Origin of the sequence: Kribbella sandramycini (genome assembly GCF_013131805.1) — a bacterium.
Lineage (GTDB): Bacteria > Actinomycetota > Actinomycetes > Propionibacteriales > Kribbellaceae > Kribbella > Kribbella sandramycini.
In genome coordinates, this window is the sequence record NZ_JABJRC010000004.1 from 143778 (window position 1) to 162547 (window position 18770).

17 protein-coding genes are annotated in these 18770 nt (G+C 69.1%); 1 reads left to right on the forward strand and 16 read right to left on the reverse strand.

The window, feature by feature from the left end:
- From HPO96_RS18790 to HPO96_RS18825, 8 genes are read right to left on the reverse strand one after another with little or no spacing between them, the layout of a single operon-like run.
- Positions 1-906, reverse strand: a complete 906-nt coding sequence (locus tag HPO96_RS18790) for a phytanoyl-CoA dioxygenase family protein (RefSeq protein WP_171674802.1) — start codon at positions 904-906, stop codon at positions 1-3.
- Positions 896-1966, reverse strand: coding sequence for a 4-hydroxyphenylpyruvate dioxygenase (hppD, locus tag HPO96_RS18795; protein WP_171674803.1), 1071 nt, complete (start codon positions 1964-1966; stop codon positions 896-898). Before hppD ends, HPO96_RS18790 begins: the two co-directional genes overlap by 11 nt.
- Entirely contained in the window at positions 1966-3219 is a 1254-nt protein-coding gene (locus tag HPO96_RS18800) for a beta-ketoacyl-[acyl-carrier-protein] synthase family protein (RefSeq protein ID WP_171674804.1), read from the reverse strand. Before HPO96_RS18800 ends, hppD begins: the two co-directional genes overlap by 1 nt.
- Positions 3216-4802 (reverse strand): class I adenylate-forming enzyme family protein, encoded by a 1587-nt coding sequence (locus HPO96_RS18805; RefSeq protein ID WP_171674805.1) that lies wholly within the window; start codon positions 4800-4802, stop codon positions 3216-3218. The genes HPO96_RS18800 and HPO96_RS18805 overlap by 4 nt, the downstream gene beginning before the upstream one ends.
- Complete coding sequence (locus tag HPO96_RS18810; RefSeq protein WP_337796711.1) at positions 4799-5260, reverse strand: hypothetical protein; 462 nt, start codon at positions 5258-5260, stop codon at positions 4799-4801. The genes HPO96_RS18805 and HPO96_RS18810 overlap by 4 nt, the downstream gene beginning before the upstream one ends.
- Positions 5257-6258, reverse strand: coding sequence for a beta-ketoacyl-[acyl-carrier-protein] synthase family protein (locus HPO96_RS18815; protein WP_171674806.1), 1002 nt, complete (start codon positions 6256-6258; stop codon positions 5257-5259). The genes HPO96_RS18810 and HPO96_RS18815 overlap by 4 nt, the downstream gene beginning before the upstream one ends.
- Entirely contained in the window at positions 6251-6478 is a 228-nt protein-coding gene (locus HPO96_RS18820; RefSeq protein ID WP_171674807.1) for an acyl carrier protein, read from the reverse strand. The genes HPO96_RS18815 and HPO96_RS18820 overlap by 8 nt, the downstream gene beginning before the upstream one ends.
- Complete coding sequence (locus HPO96_RS18825) at positions 6478-6732, reverse strand: acyl carrier protein (RefSeq protein ID WP_171674808.1); 255 nt, start codon at positions 6730-6732, stop codon at positions 6478-6480. Before HPO96_RS18825 ends, HPO96_RS18820 begins: the two co-directional genes overlap by 1 nt.
- A 17-nt stretch (positions 6733-6749) precedes the next feature.
- Between HPO96_RS18825 and HPO96_RS18830 the strand changes: the two genes are divergently transcribed.
- Positions 6750-7349 carry a 4'-phosphopantetheinyl transferase superfamily protein gene (locus HPO96_RS18830; protein ID WP_171674809.1) on the forward strand — a complete coding sequence of 200 codons (600 nt, stop codon included), beginning with the start codon at positions 6750-6752 and terminating at the stop codon, positions 7347-7349.
- Here HPO96_RS18830 and HPO96_RS18835 read toward each other — a convergent pair.
- From HPO96_RS18835 to HPO96_RS18870, 8 genes are all read right to left on the reverse strand, one after another.
- Positions 7280-8680, reverse strand: coding sequence for a class I adenylate-forming enzyme family protein (locus HPO96_RS18835; protein ID WP_171674810.1), 1401 nt, complete (start codon positions 8678-8680; stop codon positions 7280-7282). The genes HPO96_RS18830 and HPO96_RS18835 overlap by 70 nt on opposite strands.
- A gap of 1004 nt (positions 8681-9684) precedes the next feature.
- Positions 9685-10578, reverse strand: a complete 894-nt coding sequence (murQ, locus tag HPO96_RS18840) for an N-acetylmuramic acid 6-phosphate etherase (protein ID WP_171674811.1) — start codon at positions 10576-10578, stop codon at positions 9685-9687.
- A gap of 91 nt (positions 10579-10669) precedes the next feature.
- Positions 10670-11557, reverse strand: coding sequence for a MurR/RpiR family transcriptional regulator (locus HPO96_RS18845; RefSeq protein WP_171674812.1), 888 nt, complete (start codon positions 11555-11557; stop codon positions 10670-10672).
- 36 nt (positions 11558-11593) lie between these two features.
- A complete protein-coding gene (locus HPO96_RS18850; RefSeq protein ID WP_238355298.1) occupies positions 11594-13279 on the reverse strand; it encodes a serine hydrolase domain-containing protein in 1686 nt (561 codons plus the stop codon).
- Between the two features lie 35 nt (positions 13280-13314).
- Positions 13315-14604 carry an exo-beta-N-acetylmuramidase NamZ family protein gene (locus tag HPO96_RS18855; RefSeq protein WP_171674814.1) on the reverse strand — a complete coding sequence of 430 codons (1290 nt, stop codon included), beginning with the start codon at positions 14602-14604 and terminating at the stop codon, positions 13315-13317.
- Positions 14605-14606: 2 nt separating this feature from the next.
- Entirely contained in the window at positions 14607-16409 is a 1803-nt protein-coding gene (locus HPO96_RS18860; RefSeq protein WP_171674815.1) for a glycoside hydrolase family 3 protein, read from the reverse strand.
- Between the two features lie 87 nt (positions 16410-16496).
- Positions 16497-17678 (reverse strand): low temperature requirement protein A, encoded by a 1182-nt coding sequence (locus HPO96_RS18865; RefSeq protein WP_171674816.1) that lies wholly within the window; start codon positions 17676-17678, stop codon positions 16497-16499.
- Positions 17675-18757: a Gfo/Idh/MocA family protein gene (locus HPO96_RS18870; protein ID WP_171674817.1), complete on the reverse strand. Its 1083-nt coding sequence runs from the start codon at positions 18755-18757 to the stop codon at positions 17675-17677. The genes HPO96_RS18865 and HPO96_RS18870 overlap by 4 nt, the downstream gene beginning before the upstream one ends.
- Positions 18758-18770: the final 13 nt, after the last annotated feature.

The following is an 18770-nucleotide window of genomic DNA, read 5'->3' on the forward strand; positions in this document are numbered from 1 at the left end:
TCAGCGATCGGCCCAGAGCGTCGGGCAGTAGTCGGGGTCGGCGTAGTCCGGCCGCCCGTCGGGCGTCCGCCGGACCAGGACGTCGTGGTTGTACGCCGCCAGGGTGCCGTCGGACAGCGGGAACTCGCGGTAGCGGTTGTCCCCGTCCTGCAGGTGCAGCGAGACCGCCCGGCGGGGCCGGTCGCTGACGTTCGCACCGCTGCCGTGATAGGTGCGGCAGTGGTGGAAGTTCATGTGGCCGCGCGGGATCGTGATCGGCAGCTTGGTCACCTCGGCGCCGTTGTGGGCGGCGTTCTCGGCGAGCATCTGGTCGAGTTGGGAGCGGTCCCGCTCGGCGAAGTGCCGGACGACGGTGTCGTCGGCACCGATCTCGCGCCAGCGGTGACTGCCGTCGACCATGGTGATCGTGCCCATCTCGGGCGGGCAGTCGTGGAACGGGATGAACGCGGTCAGCATCTTGTCCGACGACGACGAGGACCAGTAGTGCTTGTCGAAGTGCCAAGGCACGATATTCGACGGCTCACCCTCGATCGGCGGCTTGAAGATCAGCGTGGACTGGAAGATCCGGATCTCGTCGGTCTGCGCGAGCCGCGCGGCGACCGCGCCGATGATCGGTTTGCGGAGGATCTTGGCCAGCCCGTCGTGCTCGTGGTGCACGTAGTCGTTGTGCCGCTGGACGTCGCCCTTGGACGGATCCCAGTAGGCGAGTTTCGGCGGCCGGGCCGGGAGCGTCCGGTCGCGTTCGCCGGCGTAGTACCGCTCGCTGGCGTTCACCAGCTCGTCGACCTCGTCGTCGGTGAGCAGCTTCTTGGACAGGTACCAGCCGTGCTCGTTGTAGAAGGCAACTTCTTCGTCGGTGGGGAGGAGCTCGATCTCCTCCTCCGACAGCTTGAACTCAAGCGTCATGGGCCAGCTCCCGCTCCTTGGCCTCGTAGAGGGCCTTGATGTTGCCGCTGCCGAATGTCATCGCGCCGCGGCGCTCGATGATCTCCAGGAACAGCGTGCGGCGGACGTGCATGGACTCGGTGAAGATCTGCAGCAATTGGCCCCAGTGGTCGCGGTCGACCAGGATGCCCAGGTCCTGCAGGTCCTCGATCGGCGTCTCGACCTCGCCGACCCGGTCGCTGAGCGCCTGGTAGTAGGCGGCCGGCGTCCCGAGGAAGTTCACGCCGCGATCGGTCAGCGTGCTGACCGCCTCGACGATGTTGCTGGTCCGCAAGGCGATGTGCTGGACGCCGGCGCCCGCGTGCCAGGTGAGGAAGTCGTCGATCTGGCCCGGACGACGGCTCGGGTCCGGCTCGATCAGCGTGAACGTGACGTGTTTCGACGGGCTCTGGACGACCTTCGAGTCCATCCCCTGGCCGGCCACCTCGATGTACTCCTCGAAGATCCGCGGAAACCCGAAGACGTCGGAGTAGAACCTCGCGGTCGGCTCCAGCTCACCCGACGGCACGCAGATCGCCAGGTGGTCGATCTCGCTGAACAGCTTCTCGTCCGGACCGCCGGCCGGCTCGGTGATCACGAACGCGCCCGGGAGGAACTCCCGGCGCGGCCCGTGCCGCTCGACCAGCCGATGGATCACGTCCCCGAAGCCGGCCACCTCGGCGATCACCACCGTGGTCTCCGCCTCGTCGGTGTACGTCGCCGGCTCGGTGATCGACTGCGCGCCGCGCGACAACAGCTCGGTGTAGGCCACCGCGGTGTTGTCGACCTCGAGCCCGACGACGGCGACGCCGTCCCCGTGCCGTTGCACGTACCGCGCGGCCGGGTGCTCGGCGTCCAGGCCAGAGGTGAGCACGATCTGGACGGCGTCCTCACGCAGTAGCAGCGAACGCTGCCCGGCCAGGCCGGACTCCGGGCCGGCGTGCCCGTGGACCTGCAGCCCGAAGGCGTGGGCCAGGTAGAACGCGGCCTGCTTCGCATCGCCCACGTACAGCTCGACGTGGTCGATCCCGTAGATCTCCATCACCAGTCCTTCCCCTCACTCTTTCCCTGTGTGCTCGGCGGACCGAACAGCAAGCTGACGTTCTGACCGCCGAATCCGAACGAGTTCGAGAGCGCGTACTCGAGGCGGACCTGGCGTGCTTCCTTGCGGACGTGGTCCAGCGGGCAGGCGGGATCCGGGTCGTCCAGGTGGTACGTCGGCGGCACCAGCCCGGACGCGATCGCCATCGCCGCGGCCGCGGCCTCGACCACCCCGGAGGTGCCGAGCATGTGCCCGGTCAACGCCTTCGTGGAGCTGACCGCCGGGCGGTGGTCGCCGAACGCGCGCCCGATCGCGACGGACTCCGCGACGTCGCCGAGCTTCGTGCTCGTCCCGTGCGCGTTCACGTAGCCGACCTGCTCGGGCCGGATGCTCTTCATGGCCAGCTGCATGCACTTCGCGGCGCCGTCGCCGTCCGGCCGTGGGGCGGTCGGGTGGTGCGCGTCCGAGTTCACTCCGTACCCGGCGACGTCGGCGTACGCCTTGGCGCCCCGCGCGGCCGCGTGTTCGGCGCTCTCCAGCACGAGCAGCGCCGCGCCTTCGCTGAGCACGAAACCGTTCCGTCGCAGGTCGAACGGCCGGCTCGCCTCGCGCGGATCGTCCCACCCACGCGCCAGCGCCCGGGCGTTCGCGAACGTCTCCGCGAACGTGGGGAACAACGGCGCCTCGCTGGCCCCGCACAACACCACATCCAGCTCACCACTGCGGATCAAGCGGACGCCGTCCGCAATCGCCTGCGCCCCCGAAGCACAAGCCGTCCCCACCGCCGACGTGTACCCCCGCATCCCGAACCGGATGGCGATCCGCGCCGCCGGCATGTTCGGCAGGATCCCCGTCAGCAGATAGGGGCTGACCGCAACCTTCCCCCGCTCGGCCCGCTCCAGCACCTGCCGCTCGAGCGTCGCCATCCCCCCGACTCCGCCGACCACGACCCCGACCCGCTCCGGGTCGACGTTCTCCCCCACCACCAGCCCCGCATCCCGCAAAGCCTCTTCCGCCACCACCTGCGCCAGCACCACCGTCCGGTCCATCACCTTCCCGTCCGGCCCACTCGCGATCTTCCCGGCATCGAACGCCGGCAAAATCCCAGCCACCTCCACCGACCCCGCCACCGGATGCCCCTCCGGCGGCCGCCCAATCCCCGACCGCCCATGCAGCAAACTCGTGAACACCTCATCCACCCCACGCCCCACCGGCGTCAACAACCCCATCCCCGTAACACTCACGCGCTTCATGTGAGGGCCTCTCGGAGGGCGACCTTGCGGACTTTGCCGGTGACGGTGACGGGGACCTGGTCGGCGGTGACGGAGGTGATGGTGCGGATGATGGCGGCGACGTCGGGGGCTACGGCGGCTTTGACGGCCTCGGCGCGGTCGACGGGTTTGGCGTCGGGGGTGAGCTCGAGGAGGACATCGGCGACGTACGCGCCCTCGTGCTCGACGATGACGACCGTGCAGTCGGCGACGTCGGGGAGCGCGGCGAGGATGCGCTCCTCGGACATCGAGGTGAACAACTGCGGCCCGTCGAAACCGGCCACCGCGTCGGGGATCCGATCGAGGTGGAAGTAGTGCCCGGTCTCGTCCCGATAGACGAGGTCGCCGGTGACGAACCAACCGTTCAGCCGGAAGCGATACGTGTTGATCGAGTCGTTCCAGTAGCCCGGCGAAACCGTCGGCGAACGGAACCCGAGGATGCCCACCTGACCGACCGGCAGCTCCACCCCGTCCGCACTCAGCACGGTCGCCTGTGCAAACTCGTACGGCTTCCCGATACACCGCCCGTACTGCGAGCTGTCCGCCGTATGCGTGATGTGGAACCCGTTGTGCCCCATCTCGCTCGACCCGAGCCCATCGATGAAATGCGACCCCGGCACCATCACGCGTCCGTCCCGCGTCACCGTCTCCCGGGTGCCCACGGCAACCAACTTCCGGATGTGCGGCTCGTGCGCGCAGTCCCCGGTGTTGAACCACATCCGCACCGAGCTGACGTCCCGCGCCGCCAGGTCCGCGCGCGCCAGCCCGGCCCACGTCACCGCGAACCCATACACCGCATGCGGCTTCCAGCGCTCGATCTGCCGCAGTACGCCGTCCGCGTCCTGGCTCGACAGCAGCAGCATCTCGGCGCGGTTCCCGAGCACCTGGTTGACCATCAGGATCGTCGCGGTATGCGGGATCGGGAGCGCGTTCAGAATCCGATCGGTGCCCTGCGCCTGCGGCATCGTCAGCAGGTGCTTCAGCGCGGCGTACAGCGTCGTGTGCGTATGCAGCACCGCTTTCGGTACGCCGGTCGTCCCGCTGGTGTGCGTGATCACGACCGGGTCGTCCCGGTGGTGCCGGTAGTGCGCCGGCGCCTGGGCTGGATCGCCCGTCCCCAGCTCCCGCGGCTCGGCCAGCACCTCACCCGCCAGCAGCGGTTTGTGCGCCGCATCCGCCAGGACGGCGGTCACCCGCAACCGGCGGATGTACTCGTCGGCGATCGCCGGCCCCATCTTCCCGTTCAGCAGCGCGGGGATCGCACCGACCCGGGTCAGCGCGAGGAAGCTCAGCACGATGTCCTGGGCCTCGGTGGCCCAGATCGCGACCACGTCCCGGCGTCCGATCCCATGCGCGTGCAACCACGCCGTCCGCGCCTGCACCCGCTCGTCGAGCTCGCCCAGCGTCAGCGGGTGCTCGGCCGGATATCCGTCGACCGCAGTGTCGAACGTCAGCCCCGGCCCGTCCGGATCGGCGCCCTGGGCGATCACCGTGGCCAGCACGTTGCCGGTCCCGATCGCCGGGTCGGCCGCCAGCCGTGCCCGCCAACCACGTTCTGTCTTCATAGCTCGTCTCCCGCAGTCACGATCCGCGCGAACGCCTGGTCCGCCTCCACCTGCACGATCAGCACCCGATCGGCGTCCCCGTCGCCGATCAGCAAGGCGGCCTCATCGGTCCCGCCGTCCGTCACACACACCACCGGCCCGCGCAGGTCCCAGCGCGCGGCGATCCAGCCCGCGATGCTGTTCGGCACCGACTGGAAGAACCACAGCGGACCGACTCGCTTGCCAGCAGCAACCAATTCCGCGACCTGCGTCGCGCTGTCCCGGTCTCCCGCGGTCTCCAGCACGATCCCGGTCGCGCCCGCCGCTTCCGGCGTCCGCTCCAGACACCGCCCGGCCGCGGCCGCCGCCAACGGGCTGAAGGCCGACCCGATGAACCCCGGCACGCCCGGCGGTACGTCGTCACCCGGCTCGGGCCATCGCCCTTCGGCGAGCACGATCAAGTCATGGACCTCGATCACACCGTCACCACCAATGCCGTGTTGGCGCCGCCGAACGCCGAATTCAGCGAAACGGCAACCGGTGACTGCAGGGGCCGCGGCGCGTCGAGAATCAGATCCACCGCACAGTGCGGGTCTTTCGCCAGGAAGCCGGCGTTGACGGGCAGCTTCCCGTCCAGCAACGCCTGGACCGTGACTACGAACTCCACGACGCCAGACGCCTCCAGCGCGTGCCCGTGCAGCCCTTTCGTCGAGCTGACCGGCGGGCTGGTCGCAAACACCGCATTGATCGCCGCCGCCTCGGCCTGGTCGCTGAACACCGTTCCGGTCGCGTTCGCGTTCACATACCCCACAGCGTCCGGAGCCACCTCAGCCCGCGCCAACGCCCGCTGCAGCGCGACTGCGAGCCCCCGTCCGTCCGGTGCGGGCTGACAGGGGTGATGCGCATCGCCTGCGCGCCCCCAGCCCGCCAACCGCGCCAGTCCGTCGCCTGCCTCCAGTACGACAGCCGCGACGCCGTCCCCGAGCAGAGTCCCCTGCCGCTGCGCGCTGAACGGCCGTACGACGTTGTCGAACGTCAGCGCCCGCCCCGCGTCGAACAGCGCGAACTGATACGGCTCCACCAGGTACGCACCCGCAACAACGATCCGCTCCGCACGCCCGCTGCTGATCAGGGCAGCCGCGTCGGCCAGCGCCGTACTACCGGAGACACAGGCGCTCGTGTAGACGCGAGCAGCGCCGAAGTCGCAGACCGGCGGCGCGTGCATCGCCAGCAACAGCGTCGTCGTACTGCGGTCCACACCGGCCTGCGCGCAGGCCGTAGCGATCGCCAGGTCGAGCTCCTCTTCGAGAGTCCCGGTCTCCGCGGCCAGGGCGGCGTACCGGACTCGCCGTGCGCTGGTGTCGAACCGGCGTACCTCAGCAAATGCCGGCAGGCCGGTCAGCTGCGCCTCAGGACCACGTCCAAGGGCAGTCAGCACAGAGAGGCCGGTCACCGCGACCGGTCGGCGTTCAAGCATGGGCGGACAGCACCTCACCCAGTACGGCGACAGCCGCGTCGATCGTAGTCATCTGGGCGAGCTGATCGTCCGACAGTTCCACGCCGTACCGCTGCTCGACCTGATGGACCAGCCAGGCCAGCTCCATCGAGTCGAGCCGTTCGGCGCCGGGCGGCCGCTGACCGAGCCCGGCCAGCCAGTCGATCACTTCAGCCCTCCCGGGCGGGGGAAGGTTGCTCATCAGACCTGCTGTGCGACCCGGCCGGCCACCTCGGTGGTGAACTCGCCAACCGTCATCAGCGCCAGCTGCTCGGATTCGTCGTCACTGAACCGGACGCCGTACTTGTCCTCGACCCGGACCGACAGGTCGGCCAGCGCGAGCGACTCCAGGTCCACACCGGCCGGGCCGAGCGTCGTCTCGTCGTCGATCCCCTCGGTGTCGTAGTTCATGTCCTGCAGTTGCGCGATGACAAACGCGCGTACCTCGTCCTTCATCGGGTTACCTTCTTTCGGTGGATGATCAGGTGGATGTCTGGACGGCGCCGGCCGGCGCCGACTCGCGTGCCACCGCCCACGCCTTGCTGCTCTCGCTGGCCGAATCCCTCGGTGCGGACCCGGTACTGCGGCACGACCCGAACGGCCGGCCCGAAATCGCCGGACTGGCCGTGAGCATCAGTCACAGCCGTTCGCTCGTCGCCGTCGCCGCAGGTCGAACCGGCTCGGTCGGAGTCGACCTCGAGGACATCTATCCGCGTGAGGTGAGCGGACTGGCCCGTCGATGGTTCGACCCCGCCGAGCTGGACTGGTTGGCCGCCCAACCCGACGGCCTGCTCGCCTTCCTCCGGCTGTGGACCGCGAAGGAGGCCGTCGGCAAGGCGGTCGGTCTGGGGTTGCGCAACTCCGGTCTGCGCCGGCTGATGCCACTGGCCGACGGTCCGGTCGAGTCGGTGCCCGGTCTGTCCGTCGTCCGGCCGCCGGTGCTGGACGACGCCGTACTGGCCGTTGCGGTCAGTACGGCGACCCAGGTCGTGCTGACCGAGCATCAGGGCACCGCCTTGCGCAGAACGGTGAGGTCGCGGACAAGCTTCCCGGTGGTTGTTCGCGGCAACTGATCGAGGACGTGCAGCGTCCGCGGCCGTTTGTACGACGCCAGCCGTTGAGACAGCTCGGCTTCGAGCCGGACCGTCTCGCGTCGTTCCTTCAGCTGCAGGTACGCCGTGATCGCGCCGTCGTACACGACGACCGCGGCCTCGACCCCACGCAACGTGCCGAGCGTGTACTCGACCTCGGTCAGGTCGACCTTCAACCCGCCGACGGACACCTGTGAGTCCAGACGGCCCTTGATGCTGACCAGCCCGGTCTCCGCGTCGACCACACCGGCGTCCCGCGTCCGCAACCAGCCGTCGGACCAGCGCGCCGGGTCGACCAGCCCGAGGTACGGCGACTCCGGCCGGGCGATCTGCAGCTCACCGTCGACCACGCGGACGTCGATCCCCGGGGCGGGCCGGATCGCGGGCCGATGCGCGCCGTACAGGTCGGTGCCGATGACGCCGACCTCCGTCATCCCGTACATGTTTCCGAGCGGGACGCCGTACTTCTCCTCGAAAGCCTGTGACACCGCGGCCGGCACCAGCTCGCCGCCGGTCGTCATCCGCTTGAACTGCGGGAGTTTCGGCGGCTCCTGCACGGACGCGAGCAACCCGATGTGGAACGGCACGCCGAGCACCGTCGCCGGTGTTTGCTCAGCCGCGATCGCCTGGACGATCGCATCACCGGTCAGCCGCGCCGGCGGGACCAACTCGACGCCTGCATGCAATCCGTACAACAGCCCACCGACGAGCCCGAGCACGTGCACCATCGACGGCAGCAGGATCACCCGCTCACCTTCGAGCGGAACTCCGTCGATCTTCGTGTACCGCAACACTTCGTCGACCAGGGCCTGCGCCGTCCGCCCGATCACTTTCGACGGCCCGGTCGATCCGGAGCTGAGCTGGACGACAGCGTGCGACGTACTGGCCGGATGCCCCGAATAGCTGGCGACGTCGGCCTCGACGTCCACGAAGGTTCGCAACCCGGCGACCACTGGCCGCTGCGGCGAAACGACCACCTGCGGCACCAGCCGCTCGATCGCCCGCCGCACCTCGTAATCGGTCAGCCGGTGATCCAGCAAGATCGCCTGCGCACCCGACCGCCACACCGCCAGCAAATACGTCACAAATGCCAGCGAAGGCGGCAATCGCAAAGCCGCCGCGCCCCCCGCCCGCAAACCGGACCGGGCCAATTCCCGCTGCCGTTCCCTGACCAACCGGCGAAGTTTCCCGACCTCCACCACTTCCGGCAACCGCAACCCGACCCGCGCCGCCGCCCCACCCAGCAACACCTCGTCGACCCATTCACCCCCCGCGGCGGTTCCGGGCACGACAAAAGACCCATCCATGGCCATCCGAACTCCAAAGTCGTTACACACAAAGGATTCGAAGGCCAGCACCCCCACCAAGGCCTGGCGATGACTGGACGATACGACACCATCACACAGCCGCGCTATGGACCAGAAGTAATGTTCCGATCACGCCTTGCATTCCCCCCGAAACCTCTACCTCACCCCCAACAAACAAACCCCAACAATTCATCCAACCGGTTAGTAATTCACCCGAATAACTCACCCGCGAAGGGTTCCCCGCATCCCCACCCCCAAATACCCAAACCCCCGATCAAACTTTTTTCGCAGCACTCACCCCGCGACGATCCACCCTGCGCCGCGCTCCTCCACCCAGGCGAGCCCAGCCGCCTCCAGCACTCCCCGAAGCTCCACCGCACCAATCACCCGGCGCCGCATCACATCCACCTCACCCCCCGTCCGCAAGCCGCCAAGTCCGCCGCGTCACCTGCACCCGCTCCGCCACCCCCCTCCCGCCAACCACAGCCGGCGCGATGTGAGCCCGCGGCCGCGCCGAAGGCGCAAAATACCCAGTCGCCGCCGCAGACGGCACCCATCCACGGACAGTCTCTCCGCCACACCACAGCCAGCGTGCTGAGAGCTCGCGGCTGCGCCGAAGGCGCCAGACAACCAGTCGTCGCCGCAGGCGGTGCCCATTCGCGAACCCACCCCGACCAGATTTCCTCCGCCACACCACAGTCGACATCACGAGAGCTGCGGCTGCGCCGAAGGCGCCAGACAACCAGTCGTCGCCGCAGGCGGTGCCCATTCGCGAACCCACCCCGACCAGATTTCCTCCGCCACACCACAGTCGACATCACGAGAGCTGCGGCTGCGCCGACGGCGCCAGACAACCAGTCGTCGCCGCAGGCGGTGCCCATTCGCGAACCCACCCCGACCAGATTCCCTCCGCCACACCACAGTCGACATCACGAGAGCTGCGGCTGCGCCGAAGGCGCCAGGTGGGCAGTCGCCGGCGGAGGTGGTGTCCGTTGGGGGCGGCGGGGGTGTCAGGCGTGGGTTTTCAGGGTGGTCAGGGCGGTGGCTACTTGGCCGTGGGCGGCGTCCAGGGCGGCTCGGGCTTGGGGGATGGGGGCGCCGGTGAGGAGGTGGACGAGGGCTGGTTTGAGTTCGCCTTCGGCTTCGGCCAGGGCTGATTCGCAGGCGACGGGGTCGGCACCGGTGGCTTCGGCGAGGATGCGGAGCATGCGGCCACGGAGTTTCTGGTTGGTGGCGACCAGGTCGACCATGAGGTTGGACCAGGTGCGGCCGAGTTTGATCATCAGCGTGGTGGAGAAGGCGTTGAGGATCATTTTCTGGGCGGTGCCGGCTTTGAGGCGGGTGGAGCCGGCGATGACCTCGGGGCCGGTGTCGGCGGCGATGAGGATGTCGGCAAGGGGGGCCAGCGGGGCGTCGGGGTTGGAGGTGACCAGGACGGTGGCGGCTCCGGCGGCACGGGCGGCTTTGAGGGCGCCGGCGACGTACGGCGTACTGCCGGAGGCGGCGAGGCCGATGGCGATGTCGCGGCTGGTGACGGGGGCGGCGTCGTCGGCGCCGCCTTGTTCGGAGTCCTCGACGTTCTCGACGGCGCGCAGCAGCGCCTCCATGCCGCCGGCGTGGTGGGCGACCACCAGGCCGTCGGGGACATGGAACGTCGGGAGCAGCTCGGCGGCGTCGAGGACGGCGAGGCGGCCCGAGGTGCCGGCGCCGAAGTAGTGCACGCGGCCGCCGCGCCGGACCGCGTCGACGGCGCGGTCGACGGCTTCGGCGAGCTGCGGGACGACCGCACCGACGGCGCCCGCGACCGAGGCGTCCTCGGCGTTGACCATCCGCAGGATCTCGGTCGTGCTCACCGCGTCGATGGCGAGCGTGCGGGGATTGCGCTGCTCCGTCGGTGTGGTCACAGCATCGATGTTAGTTTTCTACTGAATGATTTTCAATTCTGTTCACCGTTGACAGAAGGGATTGACGTCAAACCGTGAACTCAAGCGGGCCTCAGTCCGAACCCTTCAACCGGTGTCCACGGACGGCGGTCGCAGTCTCCTCCAGCGCCTTCCGCGCATCCGGGAGAACCTGCTGCGCGACGCCGATGAACAGACAGTCGATCACCGTCAGCTGAGCGATCCGGGACGCCATCGCGCCCGACCGGTACGTCGTCTCCCGCGCGGCCGTGGTCAGCACGAGATCCGCCGTCCGGGCCAGCGGGGAGCGCGGGAAGTTGGTCACCGCGACCGTCGTGGCGCCGTGTTTCGCGGCCTCCTCGAGCGCCTCGACGACCTCGACCGTGACGCCGGTGTGCGAGATACCGATCGCGACGTCGCCGGCGCCGAGCAGGGCCGCCGAGGGCAGCGCCATGTGGACGTCGGACCAGGCGAACGAGACCCGGCGGATCCGGTGCAGCTTCTGCTGCAGGTCGAGGGCGACGAACGCGCTCGCGCCGAAGCCGTACAGGTCGACCCGCGGCGCGTTCACGACCGCGGTCACCACCTTGGCCAGCGCGTCGACGTCGATCTGCTGCGCGGTCTCGCGGACGGCGCGCTCGTCGGCGAAGGCGACCTTGCCGACGACGTCGCTCAGCGAGTCACCGGGCTCGATGTCGCCGCCGACCTCGGGCCGGATACTCTCCTGCGCCGACTGGGCCGCCAGCTGCAGGCGGAGCTGCGGATAGCCGGGAACGCCGATCTGCTTGCAGAACCGGATGACCGTGGTCTCCGAGGTGGACGCCACCTCGGCCAGTTCGGAGATCGTCATCGCAGCCACTCCGCCCGGGTCCGCGAGGACCGCGTTCGCCACCCGCTGCTCGGCCGGCGCCAGCGCGGGCATCACCGCGCGGACCCGGACCAGCAGCGGCCCCGTGGGTTCTGGAGAGGTTGTTGAATTCATGACAGCCACGGTACGGCGACTATGTCCCAGATGGGATCACCGACGCGAAAGTCTCCAACCTGTTGCGGTAAATGACTCCGGTGTCCGTTCCCCGTCGAGAAGAACATCACGCCCGGCCGTGATCTTCACACCGTCGACGTACACGCCGCGCCCCTGGTACAGCGGGTCGGTCGTGTACCGCCAGCGCAGCGAACGCTCACCGCCGGCCAGCTCGGCCGTCACCTGGTGCCAATGCCGATCGCCGGAACCGCTGATCGTCCCGTCGGTGTCGATCACCGAGCCCCGATCCCGGACCGTGAACGGCACCTTCGCCCAGTTCTGCCCGTCGACGGATGTCTCCAGGTAGAGCAGGTCGCTGTCCTCGGTGTCGACGAACAGGTCGAAGGCGAGCTTCGCGCCGGCGGCCGGTACGGCGATCGACGTCGCGAGCGTGGTCGTCGCGGCGTCCGTCGTCCCGGAGAACCAGGCATCCTTGCCGTGCCGCGGACCGACGCCGAGCGCCAGCGCGAGCCCTTGGGCGACCGCGCGCCGGGCCGGGTTGTTGGAGCCCCAGTTCCGGCTCGGGTGCACGCGGTTGGTGAGCAGGATCGCGAACGACCGGGAGTCGAAGTCGATCACCAGCGACGTCCCGGTGTAGCCGGTGTGACCCGCCGTCCGCGGCCCGGACAGACCCGCCATGTACCAGCGCTGGTTCAGCTCGAAGCCGAGGCCGTGGTCGTTCCCCGGGTAGGCCTGGTTGAAGTTGGTGACCATCGCGGTCACCGACGCCTCCTTGAGAATGCGGGCGCCGCGGTAGCTGCCGCCGTTCAGGAAGGCCTGCGCGAGGACGGCGAGATCGTCCGCGGTGCTGAAGACGCCCGCGTGCCCGGCGACGCCGTCCAGCGACCAGGCGTTCTCGTCGTGGACCGAGCCCCAGACCATCCCGCGCGGCGGGCTCGCCTGGAACTCCGTCGCGGCGATCCGCGGTTTCTTCTTCGGGTCCGGGTTGTAGCCGGTGTCGCGCATCTGCAGCGGTTTGGCGATGCCGTCGGCAACCAGTTTGTCGAGCGGCTTCCCGCTGACGCGATGCGCGACCTCGCCGAGCGAGATCAGGTTCAGGTCGCTGTAGAGGTACGTCGCCCCCGCGGGACCGCTCGGTTTCGCGGTCAGCGCCATCTGCAGCCGGGACGCCGGATCCGGCCGGCCGCTCCACAGCGGCAGCCAGGCCGGCAGCCCGGTCGTGTGCGTGAGCGCCTGCCGGACCGTGATCGCCTGTTTCCCGTTCTCGGCGAACTCCGGCACGTAGGTCGCGATCGGCTCGTCCAGCCCGACCTTGCCCTTCTCGACCAGCTGCATCACCACGATCGAGGTGAACAGTTTCGAGACCGAGGCCAGATCGAAGATCGTGTCGGTCCGCATCGGAATCTGCTGATCGGCCGGCAACTCCGTCCCGTTCCCGTCGGCGTACTTCACCGCGAGCCCGGTCGCCGTCCGCGTGACGACCTTGCCGTCATGGCCGAGCAAGGTGACAGCGCCGGCGTACAGCGGTTTCGTCGTACCGGCCGGGCGCGTCCAGCTCTCCACCTGGGCCAGCGCCGCGTCGATCGGGGCCGGATCCAGGCCGGCCCGCTCCGGCGTGGCCGGGCGCAGCAGCGTCGTCTTCGGCGCGTAGCCGTCGTAGGGCCGGTCGAACCGGCCGGATTTGTTGCTATGGGCAACCGCAGGGGAGGTCATCGTCAGCATCACCGCAGAGGCTATCGTGAGCGTGAGGGCGCGCTTCATCGGCGCGGGCCCTTGTAGAGCAGGTATTTTGCCCGCCGCGCGGTCCACGCGTCGGTCTCCGAACGCCAGGCTGCCACGATCTGCTCGGCGGTCGCATCGGCCAAAAGCATGGTCCGGAACCGGTCGGAGCCGGTCAGCAGGTCGATCCAGCGGCCGGGCGGGTTCTCGGCGCGCCAGGCGAACCCCGGGTACAGCTTGCGCGCCTCGACGATCATGTGGGTCGCGGCGACGATCGCCTCGGCCTTGCGCGGATCGGTGACCTGCACCTGGACGCCGCCGCACAGCACGTTCGCGTTCTTGCTGATGAACGGCGTGAAGTACGCCTCGCGGAAGGCGATCCCCGGGATGTTCTTGGCCTGCAGCGCCTGCGCCCACTTGTAGTCGACGTACGGCGCGCCGATCAGCTCGAACGGCCGCGTCGTGCCGCGCCCTTCGGACATGTTGGTCGCCTCGAACAGACACGTCCCCGGGTACAACAGAGCGGTTTCCGGGGTCGGCATGTTCGGGCTCGGCATCACCCAGCTCAGCCCGGTGTCGTCGTACAGCTGGTCGCGCGTCCAGCCGCGGGTCTGGATGACCTGCAGCTCCTTGAGCCGCGCGCCGTTCAGGTCGACCGGCAGGTACTCGGCGTTGAACAGCCGGGCCAGCTCGCCGACCGTCATCCCGTGCTGCTGGATGATCTCCCGCTTGCCGACGCCCGAGGTGTACCCGGGTTTGAGCATCGGGCCGCGCGCGTAGCCGCCGACCGGGTTCGGCCGGTCGAGGACGACGAAGCGGGCGCCCGTCCGCGCGGCGGCCAGCATCGCCTCGTACATCGTCCAGATGTAGGTGTAGAACCGGGCGCCGACGTCCTGGATGTCGAAGACGACGGTCTCGACACCGGATTTCGTGTAGAGACTGACCAGTTTGTCCGCGTTCGCGCCGTAGGCGTCGTAGACCATGATCCCGGTCCGCGGGTCGACGTGGTCGCCCTCGGAACCGCCGGCCTGCGCCGAGCCGCGGAAGCCGTGCTCGGGCCCGAAGACCGCGACCACGTTGACCTTCTTCGAGGCGTGCATGACGTCGACGACGTGGTTCAGGTCGGACAGGATGCCGGTCGGGTTGCTGATCACGCCGACCTTCTGGCCGGCCAGCGCCCGCCAGTTGTCGGCCGCGAGCACCTCGGCCCCGGTCAGCACCTTCCGGCCGCCGCCCCCGCCACCGCCGTGCGCAGCCGCGGACGGTACGTCGAGCAGCGGAGCGGCGGCGATCACACCGGCGCCTGCGAGCAGACTGCGTCGTTTCATCGTCACCAGCTCATTCCGTGGCCGAAGGAGTACAGCGGTTTCTGCGGTTCGCCGGCGACCGGGATGTCGACGGGCAGCTTTCCGACGGGTTTGATCTCGCCGTACAGCACCTTGGTCAGCGACTCCATCGAGACCGCCGAGTACCCATAGGTGGCGACGTACGTCGGCGCGGCGTCGAAGTAGGCGATGTCGTACGGATCGCGGACCGCGACCACGATCACCGTCTTGCCGGTGGCGAGCAGGTCGTTGACCAGCTTGCGCTGTTTGCCCTGCTTGTCGGTGATCTTGGTGTCCCAGGCCTTCTGGGTCAGGACGACGGTCACGTCGTTCTCGGCCGCCTTCGCCACCGAGCCCGCGATCGCCGCGTCCGTCGGGGCGGCGCCGGTCTGCGCGACGGTCACCGCCACGCCGCGTTTGGTCAGGCTGTTCGCCAGGTTCTGCGTGGTGGAGACGCCCCAGCCGGTGACCAGGACCTTCCGCGGGGTGTTGCTCAGCGGCAGCGTCTTGGTGTTGTCCTTGACCAGGGTGATGCTCTTGTCGACGATCTTCTGCGCGGTGGCCAGGCTGGCGGCCGGCCCGATCTGGGCGGCCTTCGCCACGTCGACGGTCGGCTGGAAGAGCACGCCGTTCTTCAGTTTCAGCAGCAGGATCCGCAGCAGGCTCTCGTTGATCCGGTGCTCGGAGATCCGGCCGGAGCGGACGGCGTTCAGCACGGCGTCGTACTGCAGCTGCGGAGCCGGCGGCAGCAGCAGCTGGTCGACCCCGGCCTCGATCGCGCGGACGGCGGCCTCGGCGTCGCCGTACTGCTCGCGAACGGCGGCCATCTCCAGCCCGTCGGTCACGATCACGCCCTGGAACCCGAGCTGTTTACGCAGGACGCCGGTCAGGATCGGCTTGCTCAGCGTCGCCGGGTCACCCGACGGGTCGAGCGCCGGGACGACGATGTGCGCGGTCATGATCGAGTCGATCCCGGCCTTGATCGCCGCCTTGAACGGCGGCGCGTCGATCCGGTTCCACTCCTCGAGGGTGTGGTTGATCGTCGGCAGGTGGTTGTGGCTGTCGTCGACCGTGTCGCCGTGACCGGGGAAGTGCTTGGCGGTCGCGGTGATACCGGCGTCCCGCTGGAAGCCCTGGACCTGCGCGGCGGTCAGATCGGCGGCCAGCTTCGGGTCGCTGGAGAACGAGCGGGTGCCGATCACGGGGTTCAGCGGGTTCACGTTGACGTCGGCGACCGGCGCGTAGTCCTGCCGGATGCCGAGTGCTTTGAGCTCGCGGCCGGTGATCGCCGCCGCCGTCCGGGCGTCGGCGGCGCTGCGGCCGGCGCCGAGGGCCATGTTGCCGCCGAACTGCGTCGCCGGCGGGCCGATCCGGGTCACGACGCCCTGCTCCTGATCGGTGGCGATCAGGAGCGGCACCCGCAGCCCGGTGCCGATGGCGGCCCGCTGGAGCTGGTTGGACAGCGTGGCGACCTGGGTCGGGTTCTGGACGTTGCCGCGGCCGTCGAAGTAGATCCAGCCGCCGGGCTTGAACTTCGCGACCACCTCGGCCTGGGTGGCGACGCCGTACAGCGTGGTGTTGCGGGCATCGGGCTGGTGCGCGTCGGGGCCGTAGGCGAACAGCACGAACAGCTGCCCGACCTTCTCCGCCAGCGACATCCCGGCGATCGTCCGCTCGGCCTGGGCCCGGGCCTGCGCCTGGGCGGTCGGCACCGGCTCCGGCGGTTTCGCGCTGGCAGTCATCGTGACTCCCGAGATCGCGGTGGCCAGGGCGAGCCCCGCGAGGCTGAGGCGGCGTAAGGCGGGCATGGCGGACCCCCAAAGTAAGTGAATTACAGGCGACGCCCCCGGTGGCGAAAGTTAACCACAGGGACGCCACATTGGGTCAAGAGCAAGCTACGCACCGGCGCCGACAGTTTTCGGCGGCCGGACCACCAGCACCGCCACGATCGCCGCCATCAGCACCGCCGTGATCGCGAACGGCACCGGGATGACCGGGTCCAGCAGGACCAGGACGGCGCCGAGCGGGACGACGAGGTTCACCACGCGATCGGCGTTCTTGCGGAGCGCGATCCACCAGATCCCGAGTACGAAGATCGCGATCGGCACCGTCACGGCGAACGACGCCGCCACCTCGCTCAGCTTGCTGTGGTGGGTGATCACGTCGATCTCGACCTCAACCCCGGCCGAGAACGCGCCGGCCGCGGCGAACACGAAGTAGTGCACGTAGCCGTAGCGCAGCGAGCTGGCGAACGACGTGATCGCGTGGTGGTGCGGCGGCCAGAAGTAGATCCACCACAGCGCCGCGGTCACGATCAGCGTCAGCGCCGAGACCGCGATCAGCGGCGGCAGCTCCTCGTGCTCGTGGACCGCCTCGATGATCGCGTTGGCCGAGGCCAGCAGGCTCTCGCCGAGGAGGATGAGCGTGAACAGGCCGTACCGCTCGGTGATGTGATGCGGGTGCCATGGCGTGGTCTGGTTGCCGCGCCGCTCGGCCACCACCGGGACGGCCATCTCGAACGCGACGAACAGCACGAACGCGACCTTGGCGACGTCGTGCGGCAGGAACAGCAGGCTGACCCAGAGCACCTGGGCGATCGCGATCCCGCCGGCGTAGAACTGCGTCACCCGGCGGGTCTCGGCGGACGCCCGGCTCGCGCGCAGCCACTGCGCGATCATCGCGACCCGCATCACGACGTACCCGATGATCGAGATCGTGAAGTCCTGCTCGGCGAAGACCGGCTCGATCCCGGCCGCGACCACCAGAACGCCGCCCATCTGCAGGATGGTCAGCACCCGGTAGAGCCAGTCGTCGGTGGCGAACGAAGTGGCGAACCAGGTGAAGTTCATCCAGGCCCACCAGATGGCGAAGAACACCATCAGGTACGAGATCACGCCGTGCGCGATGTGGTTCTCGGTCAGCTCATGGTGCAGCTGCGCTGCGGCGATGCTGACCGCCACTACGAACACCAGGTCGAAGAACAGCTCCAGCGTGGACGCCGTCCGCCCGGGCTCCTCCGGGTCGCGCGGACGCATCGGAATCAACCGCAACCGGCCAACCGGCGTGCTCGTCGTCATAGTCCGACAGTTTTCAGCACGTCCTCCCACGACTCCAGCGCGGCACGCACAGCCGGGTCCGGAGCTGTTTCGACCGCTTCGGCGTGCGCGGCAGTCAGTACGTCGGCCACCAGCACCGGAGCCCCTTCCCGCGCCGACCGGACGGCGGCCTCGACCATCGCCAAGCTGATCACGTTGGAGTGCACCTCGGACTGCGGTGTACCGCCCGCACGGACCGCAGCGACGAACTCCACCAGCGAACCGGCGATCTCCTCCGGCTCCTCGGTCAGCACCGCCGGCAGGTCACCGGACTCGCTCTGGGCAACCGGTGCGCGGTCGCCGTCCCAGATCGCCGTCCCACCTGACGTACTGGCTCGCCACTGGCCGTTCCAGGAGGTCTCCAGCCCCGGAGCGACCCAGCTGCCGGTGAAGGTGAATCGGCTGTCGTCGGCGAACCGGAAGATCGCCGTAGCCGACGCATTGCCGTCGAACCAGCTCCACTGCGGGTTGTAGGACTCGCAGTACACCGACACCGGCTCGGAGCCCAGCACCTTGCGAGCGAAGTCGAACTGGTGGATCGCCATGTCGACCAGCAGCGGCTCAGCCATGCGGGCCCGGAAACCATCCAGTCGCGGGGCCTTGAAGAACTCGCACGACAGCGTGCCGACCGGCCCCAGCTCGGCGATCTGCCGCTGGAACGCGTAGGCCGCCCGGAAGTACCGCCGGGACTGCGAAACCATCAGCAGCTTGCCGCTGACCTCAGCCGCGGCCGCCATCTGCAACCCCTCCCGGACCGTCTCGGCCAACGGCTTCTCACACAACACCGGGAGCCCAGCGATCAGCGCGCTCGTGCTCACGGTCGGATGCGCCACCGGAACGGTCACGTCGATGACGGCGTCCGCCCGGTCCGCCAGCTCACCCAGCGAAGCGGCCACCGGTACGTCGGTGAACCCGTGCTCGTCGGCGGCCCGCCGCGCCACCTCGACATCCAGATCGACCAGACCGGCCAGGACGACGTCCGGATTCGCTGCGATCGTCCGCAGCCAGGCCCGGCCCATCGGCCCCGCGCCGACCTGCAGGATGCGAAACGGCTCACTCATGCGATCTCCCAGG

Bases quoted from the DNA above. Each gene is read 5' to 3' on its own strand.
- HPO96_RS18790 (WP_171674802.1), bottom strand. From the start codon at position 906: ATGACGCTTGAGTTCAAGCTGTCGGAGGAGGAGATCGAGCTCCTCCCC.
- hppD (WP_171674803.1), bottom strand. From the start codon at position 1,966: ATGGAGATCTACGGGATCGACCACGTCGAGCTGTACGTGGGCGATGCG.
- HPO96_RS18800 (WP_171674804.1), bottom strand. From the start codon at position 3,219: ATGAAGCGCGTGAGTGTTACGGGGATGGGGTTGTTGACGCCGGTGGGG.
- HPO96_RS18805 (WP_171674805.1), bottom strand. From the start codon at position 4,802: ATGAAGACAGAACGTGGTTGGCGGGCACGGCTGGCGGCCGACCCGGCG.
- HPO96_RS18815 (WP_171674806.1), bottom strand. From the start codon at position 6,258: ATGCTTGAACGCCGACCGGTCGCGGTGACCGGCCTCTCTGTGCTGACT.
- HPO96_RS18820 (WP_171674807.1), bottom strand. From the start codon at position 6,478: ATGAGCAACCTTCCCCCGCCCGGGAGGGCTGAAGTGATCGACTGGCTG.
- HPO96_RS18825 (WP_171674808.1), bottom strand. From the start codon at position 6,732: ATGAAGGACGAGGTACGCGCGTTTGTCATCGCGCAACTGCAGGACATG.
- HPO96_RS18835 (WP_171674810.1), bottom strand. From the start codon at position 8,680: ATGGCCATGGATGGGTCTTTTGTCGTGCCCGGAACCGCCGCGGGGGGT.
- HPO96_RS18845 (WP_171674812.1), bottom strand. From the start codon at position 11,557: ATGAATTCAACAACCTCTCCAGAACCCACGGGGCCGCTGCTGGTCCGG.
- HPO96_RS18850 (WP_238355298.1), bottom strand. From the start codon at position 13,279: ATGCTGACGATGACCTCCCCTGCGGTTGCCCATAGCAACAAATCCGGC.
- HPO96_RS18855 (WP_171674814.1), bottom strand. From the start codon at position 14,604: ATGAAACGACGCAGTCTGCTCGCAGGCGCCGGTGTGATCGCCGCCGCT.
- HPO96_RS18860 (WP_171674815.1), bottom strand. From the start codon at position 16,409: ATGCCCGCCTTACGCCGCCTCAGCCTCGCGGGGCTCGCCCTGGCCACC.
- HPO96_RS18865 (WP_171674816.1), bottom strand. From the start codon at position 17,678: ATGACGACGAGCACGCCGGTTGGCCGGTTGCGGTTGATTCCGATGCGT.
- HPO96_RS18870 (WP_171674817.1), bottom strand. From the start codon at position 18,757: ATGAGTGAGCCGTTTCGCATCCTGCAGGTCGGCGCGGGGCCGATGGGC.